We start from the raw sequence: 4,755 nt of genomic DNA, 5'->3' as shown, positions 1-4,755 counted from the left end.
CGCGCTCGCCGCCGCGCCGTCGGCACGGCTCGCGGTGATCGCCGCGCGCGGCGAGGCGGCGGGCACGGCGCGGGCCGACTGGCCGCAGGCGCGCGTCCTCGGCGACTGGCGCGAGGCCGTCACCGACCCGGAGATCGAGGCGGTGTTCGTCGCCGTGCCCAACCACCTGCATGCGGAGGTGGCGCTGGCGGCCCTCGGCGCGGGCAAGCATGTGCTGCTCGAGAAGCCGATGGCGCTCACGCTCGTGCAGTGCGATGCGCTGGTCGCGGCCGCGCGCGCCTCCGGCCGCGTGCTGACGATCGGCCACGAGCTGCGCCTCTCCACCCAGTTCGGCCGCATCGCCGCGCTGATCGACGAGGGCGCGATCGGCCGGCCCGAAGCGGTGCAGATCAGCCTGTTCCGCTTCCCCTATCGCAGCGGGGCAGGCGGCTGGCGCTACGACCGCGCGCGCGTCGGCTCCTGGCTCCTCGAGGAGGCGGTGCACCACGCCGATCTCGCGCTCTGGTGGCTGCGCGCCTCGGGAGAGCCCGTCTTGCTGCGCGCCGACGCCGTGGGCGACCCGGCGATGCCGCGCGCGTTCTCCGCCACGCTGCGCTTCGCCGACGGCGCGGCCGCGACCGTCGTCAACACGGTCGCCGGCTTCGAGCACCACCTCGCCGTCGCGGTGATCGGCGAGGCCGGCTCGATCCGCGCGCTCTGGTCGGCGGCCATGGATCGCGCCGAGACCGCGACCGCGAGCCTGCACCTGTTCCGCGGCCGCGCCGCGCCCGGCGCGCGCGCCGAAGCGCTGGACTTCGCGCCCTCCGGCGAAGTGCACGAGCTCGCCACGCAGGCCGAGCAGGCGATCCGGGGCTTCCGCGCCGGCCGTGCGCTCGTCACCCCCGAGGAAGGGCGCGCTGCGGTCGCCGCCTGCCTGCTCGCCGAACGCTCGGCACGCGAAGGCCGCGAGATCGCTTGGCGCGAGGCGTGCGGCTGATCTAGCATCGAAACCAAACGCACAAGACCCGGAGGGAACCCATGCTCGGTCGCCGTTCCGCCCTCAAGGCCCCGGCCGCGCTTGCCGCGGCGCTCGCCGCACCGGCGATCGCGCAGACGCGGAGGCAGATCAGCTTCCTGACCTGGAACATCATCGACCAGGAGCCGCTGATCCGCGGCTGGATCGAGGGCTTCCAGCGCGCCAATCCGGGCGCCGAGGTCGAGTGGCTGGACAAGAAGGGGCCGGAACTGCCGCCCTTCTACCAGACGCAGCTCGCCGCCGGCACGCCGCCCGACGTGATCAACACGCAGGGCGCGCTCTGGCTGGAATACGCCGCGAACGGCGCGCTGATGGACCTGACCGACGCGATCGCTTCCGACTCCACGGTGAAGAGCCGCTTCAACGCCGAGTATCTCGCCAACTGGACCTACCAGGGGCGCACCTTCATGGTGCCGTTCTACATCACCAAGACATTGCTGTTCTATAACAAGCTGCTGTTCCGGCAGGCCGGCCTCGCCGGTCCGCCGGGCTCGTTCGACGAGATCCTCGCCTTCGCCGACCGCATCAAGGGCGGCGACCGCACCGGCTTCCTGACGCTGAACTTCGACTGGCTCTACTGGCCGCTCTTCGCGATGAACGGCATCGAGCTCCTGACCCCGGACCTCAAGAGGACGGCCTTCAACACGCCGAAGACGGTCGAGGTGGTCGAGAAGCTCGCGCGCGCCTCCGACACCGGCGCCATCAACAAGATCTCCTGGACCGGCCGCTGGGTCGAGCCGAACGGCGCCTTCGGCACGGGCAATGTCGGCATGCTGCATGCCCACAGCCCCGCCTACTACTTCTTCAAGGGCCAGGGTGCCTGGGTGACGCCGGAGACGCTCGGGGTCGCGCACGCGCCCGGCGGCTACTCCACGCCCAACAGCCACGGGCTCGGCGTCAGCAAGGGCTCGAAGCATCCCGAGCTTGCGATCGCCTTCGTCAAGCACGTCACCGCCGACGCGCAGGCCGGCCAGCTTGCGAACCAGCGCCGCATCCTCACCGGCAACACCGCCGTCGATACCGCCCTCCTGGCCAAGCTCGAGAAGGAGGACCCGACCGTCCACGCGATCCTGCGCACCCAGATCGAGCACACCGACAAGATGGTCGGCAACTGGCGCACGCCGCTCGACAGCCGCATCAAGGAGGCGTTCTGGCCCGAAATGCAGAACGCCCTGCTCGGCCGCAAGCCGGCCGCGCGCGCGCTGGCGGATGCCGAGCGGCGCGTGCAGCGGGAGCTCGACCGGGGCTGAGCGGTGGCGGCTGCCGCCGGCTGGTACGGCAGGAAGCGGACGCGCGAGCTTGCGCTGATCGTCTGCTTCCTTGCACCCTCGCTCGCGATCTTCCTGCTCTACCGGCTGATCCCGCTCGGCTGGAACGTGGTTCTGTCGTTCCAGTCCTGGTCGCCCATGCGCCCGGCGCGCTGGGTCGGACTCGAGCACTACGAGGAGATGTTCCTGTGGGACGAGGTGTTCTGGCAGGCGCTCTGGAACACGCTGGTCTGGATCGGCGCCGCGCCGGTGGCGATCGCGCTCGCCCTTGGCATCGCGCTTCTGGTGAACAGCGACCTGAGGGGCGCGCCGGTCTATCGCACGATCGTCTTCCTCTCCTATCCGCTGATGACGGTCGCGGTCGGCATCATCTGGCGCTGGATGTATGACGAGCGCGGCGGTTTCTTCAACTGGGTGCTGCGCTCGGCCGGCCTGATCGACGAGCCGCTCGGCTTCCTCGCCTCGTTCGACATGGCGCTGCCGGCGGTGATCGTCACCGACATCTGGCAGGTGATCGGCTTCTACATGATCGTGCTGCTGACGGGGCTGCAGTCGATCCCGCAGCATCTCTATGAGGCGGCACGGATCGACGGCGCGCCCGCTTGGGCGCGGTTCCTGCGCATCACGCTGCCGATGCTGCGCCCCTCGCTGTTCCTCTGCGCCGTGATCGGGCTGCTCAACAGTTTCACGAGCTTCGATCTCGTCTACATCATGACGAACGGCGGGCCGGGACATGCGACCGAGCTTCTGATCACCTACATCTACAAGGCCGGGTTCGGCCAGACCAGGTTCGACTACGCTGCTGCGATCACGGTGGTGCAGTTCGCGCTGCTGCTGTTCCTCACCGTGCTCGCGAACTGGGCCGCCGGCGGCAATGCCGGCGCGGTGGAGCGCGACTGATGCGCCGCCACTTCCCCTGGGCGCGCCACGCCGTGCTGATCCTCGTCTCGGCGGCGATGCTGCTGCCGTTCTACTGGGTGCTGAAGACGGCGATCACCGACGAGAACATCTACGCCTATCCGCCGCGGCTGACGCCGCTCGACCCGCATCTCTTCAACTTCGTCGATGTCTGGTACCTGATCCCCTTCCCGCGCTACCTGCTCAACAGCGCGATCGTCTCGGCGCTGGCGGTGGCCGGCAACGTGGTGCTGAACGCGCTCGCCGGCTATGCGCTGACGAGGCACTTCCCGGCGAAGCGGCTGGTGCTGCTGCTGCTGCTCTCCTGCATGCTGATCCCGTTCCAGGCCACCATCATCCCGGCCTACCTGATCTCCGCCAGGCTTGGCGTGCTGAACACCCATCTCGGGCTCGCGCTGCCGCTTCTCTCCACCATCGTCTGCATCTTCATCTACAAGGCCGCGTTCGAGGCGGTGCCGAAGAGCCTGATCGACGCCGCACGGATCGACGGTCTGTCAGAGTGGCGCATCATCGCCACCGTTCTCCTGCCGCTCTCGAAGCCGGCGATCGCGACCAACGTCATCCTCGCCTTCATCTGGTCGTGGAACAGCTTCATGTGGCCGCTGATCATCACCCGCGACGCCGAGATGCAGACCCTGCCGCTCGGCCTCGCCCGGTTCCTGTCCTATCTCGAGGACACCACCGGCGCGCTCTACGCCTTCGTCGTCATGGTGCTGCTGCCGGGGATCCTGGTCTTCCTGATGGCGCAGAAGGAGTTCATCCGCGGCCTCACCTCGGGAGCGACCAAGGGATGACCCTGCCCGCCTGGATGCGCTCGCGCTGGGTGGTCGTGCCGGGGCTGATCGCGGTCGCGACGGTCGCGTGGAACGTCCATGTGGCCGCGAACGCCACCGGCGTGATCGAGGGGCGCGTCGTCGATGCGCAGGGACGGCCCGTCGCCGGCGCCACCGTGACGCTGTTCAACCGCTCCTTCATCACCAACGATCCGCGCCAACGCACGCTCACCGACGCGGACGGCTACTTCCGCTTCGAGAACAACGACAGCCACGCCGTCCAGCTCGAGGCCGAGCGCGCGGATCGCGGCCGCAGCGAGCGCAGGACGGTGCGGCTGTGGTTCCGCGCCCAGGAGCATCGCCTGGCCGCGCCGCTCGTGCTCACCGCGCGATGACGATCGACGGCTCGACCCGCATCATCGCGATCGTCGGCGACCCGACGGCGCACATCAAGGGCTTCGCCCGGTACGCCGAGGCGATCGCCGCGCGCGGCGCCAACGCGGTCTATCTCGCGATGCATGTCGCGCCCGACGGTCTTGCGCCCTTCCTGGCCGGCATGCGCGCGGTGCGGAACCTCGCCGGGCTCGTCCTGACGATCCCGCACAAGATCGCGGCCTTGGCGTTCGCGACCCCGGACGAGGCGGCGCGGCGCGCCGGTTCGGCGAACATGCTCCGGCCGGTGGCCGGGGGCTGGCAGGCCAGCAACTGCGACGGTGCGGGGTTCCTGGCCGCCGCCCGGGCCGCCGGCATCGTCTTCGCCGGCCGTCGCGTCCAGGTGCTC

At 69.8% G+C, this 4,755-nt stretch carries 5 protein-coding genes and 1 pseudogene; all 6 read left to right on the top strand.

Annotated features, from left to right (window positions below):
- Window positions 1-976 (top strand): Gfo/Idh/MocA family protein (locus tag FK498_RS17490; RefSeq protein WP_141856826.1); only part of this gene is annotated, 976 nt, incomplete at its 5' end.
- A gap of 41 nt (window positions 977-1,017) precedes the next feature.
- Window positions 1,018-2,265 (top strand): ABC transporter substrate-binding protein, encoded by a 1,248-nt coding sequence (locus FK498_RS17485; RefSeq protein ID WP_141856824.1) that lies wholly within the window; start codon window positions 1,018-1,020, stop codon window positions 2,263-2,265.
- A gap of 3 nt (window positions 2,266-2,268) precedes the next feature.
- A complete protein-coding gene (locus tag FK498_RS17480) occupies window positions 2,269-3,183 on the top strand; it encodes a carbohydrate ABC transporter permease (protein WP_141856822.1) in 915 nt (304 codons plus the stop codon).
- On the top strand, window positions 3,183-3,995 hold the full coding sequence (locus FK498_RS17475; protein WP_141856820.1) for a carbohydrate ABC transporter permease: 813 nt from the start codon (window positions 3,183-3,185) through the stop codon (window positions 3,993-3,995). Before FK498_RS17480 ends, FK498_RS17475 begins: the two co-directional genes overlap by 1 nt.
- Window positions 3,992-4,369, top strand: coding sequence for a carboxypeptidase-like regulatory domain-containing protein (locus tag FK498_RS17470; RefSeq protein WP_141856818.1), 378 nt, complete (start codon window positions 3,992-3,994; stop codon window positions 4,367-4,369). Before FK498_RS17475 ends, FK498_RS17470 begins: the two co-directional genes overlap by 4 nt.
- Window positions 4,366-4,755: pseudogene (locus tag FK498_RS17465) on the top strand (hypothetical protein); the annotation flags it as partial. The gene FK498_RS17470 and the pseudogene FK498_RS17465, both read left to right, overlap by 4 nt.

It is taken from the genome of Elioraea sp. Yellowstone (genome assembly GCF_006704265.1).
Taxonomy (GTDB): Bacteria; Pseudomonadota; Alphaproteobacteria; order Acetobacterales; family Acetobacteraceae; genus Elioraea.
Note: the sequence above shows the minus strand (reverse complement) of the source record. Positions and strands in the feature narration are given on the sequence as shown.

What these genes read in the sequence shown, in the direction of transcription:
- FK498_RS17485 (WP_141856824.1), top strand. Translation starts at nt 1,018, where the DNA reads ATGCTCGGTCGCCGTTCCGCCCTCAAGGCCCCGGCCGCGCTTGCCGCG.
- FK498_RS17475 (WP_141856820.1), top strand. Translation starts at nt 3,183, where the DNA reads ATGCGCCGCCACTTCCCCTGGGCGCGCCACGCCGTGCTGATCCTCGTC.
- FK498_RS17470 (WP_141856818.1), top strand. Translation starts at nt 3,992, where the DNA reads ATGACCCTGCCCGCCTGGATGCGCTCGCGCTGGGTGGTCGTGCCGGGG.